1 protein-coding gene is annotated in these 1,408 nt (G+C 71.7%); it reads left to right on the top strand.

Annotation, left to right across the window (positions count from 1 at the left end; genetic code table 11):
- Positions 1–1,408: carboxypeptidase regulatory-like domain-containing protein (locus tag NHG85_RS05245; RefSeq protein ID WP_253330480.1), on the top strand; the 1,408-nt coding region annotated here is incomplete at both ends.

Raw genomic sequence — 1,408 nt, 5'->3', positions numbered from 1 at the left:
ATGTCGGGGCGGGGCCGCGGCGTCGTGACGGTGGGCGAGACCGGGATCGAGCTGCACAAGAGCGTCGCGCGGCAGCCGCAGCCCGAGGGCGAGGTGCTGATCTACACGCTGGAGCTTCAGAACGACGGGCAGGCGGCGGTCGCCCCCCTCGCTCGGATCGACGGGGCGGAGATCCTCGTGGATGGCGTGGCCCGGCCCGGCGTGCTGGTGCGCGACGCGGTGCCGCTCAACACCGTGTTCGAGCCCGGAGGCGCGGCCCCCGGGGCGCTGTGGCTCTATCACCTGACGGGCGCGCCCGAGCACAGCTATCTGTCGGTGCCGCCCGAGGATGCGGCGCAGGTCGATGCCGTGGCCTTTTTGCACGAAGGGGCGCTCGATGCCGGGCACAGCCGGCGGATGCGGTTTCAGGTTCGGGTGCCGGGCCATGTCGGCCAAGTGCGCATCACCAACACCGCGACCGTCTTCGTGCCGCAGGCCGGCGGCGCCCGCGCGCAGCGTTCCAACGAGGTGACGGTGGAGCATGCGGGGGAGGGCGGCGGGCTCGATTACGTCGATGCGGGGATGCGCCCGGTGTTTCGCGGCGCGCTCGGGCAGGATCTGATGTTCGACTTCGCCTCGGGCCAGTGCAACGGCACGCGCGGGCGCGACGAGATCGAGATCACCGTGGCCAGCGACAGGACCGGCGATGTCGAGACCGTGACCGCGCGGGAGAGCGACCTCAATTCGGGGCGGTTCTCCGCGCCGCCGCTGCCGGTGGCGCGGATGTCCCCGCCGGTGGCGGGCGACAATGTTCTCGCCGCGACGCGGGGCGACCGTCTCGTGGCCACCGTGCTGTGCCAAAGCCTGCTCTACAGCGCCGAATTCCTCGTCGATCCGGGCAATTTCGTCTTCGACAGCGTCGACAACAACCCCGTGGAGGGCGCACGGGTCGCGCTGCTCGACACGGCGGGCCGGGAGATCGAGGCGGTGACGACCGATGCGGAGGGGTTCTTCTCCTTCGGCGCGCGCACCAGCGGCTATTATCGCTACAGCGTCGAGGCGCAGGGCCATGCATACCCCTCGGCCCGCCGGGTCTTCGAGGGCTTCGCGCGCAGCCTGTCGCCCGACGAGGCAAGCTGGGGCGGCGCGTTTCGCCATGCCGCCGGCGCGGTCATGCGCGGCGACATACCGGTCGATCCCGACTTCGGCATTCCCATCGCGGTCGAAAAGCGGGTCGACCGCGCGCGGGTCGCCACCGGCGGTCACGCGGTTTACACGCTGGGTCTGAGCAACGAGATGACCGAGGCGCTGCTCGATGCGCGGCTGGTCGACACGCCGCCACCCGGCGCGCGGATCGTGCCCGGCTCGGTGCGGCTCGACGGTGCACCGATCGCCGATCCCGCGCGGCGCGCGGATGGGCCCGTGTCTT

Origin of the sequence: Limimaricola litoreus (assembly GCF_024159025.1) — a bacterium.
Taxonomy (GTDB): domain Bacteria; phylum Pseudomonadota; class Alphaproteobacteria; order Rhodobacterales; family Rhodobacteraceae; genus Limimaricola; species Limimaricola litoreus.
Note: the sequence above shows the minus strand (reverse complement) of the source record. Positions and strands in the feature narration are given on the sequence as shown.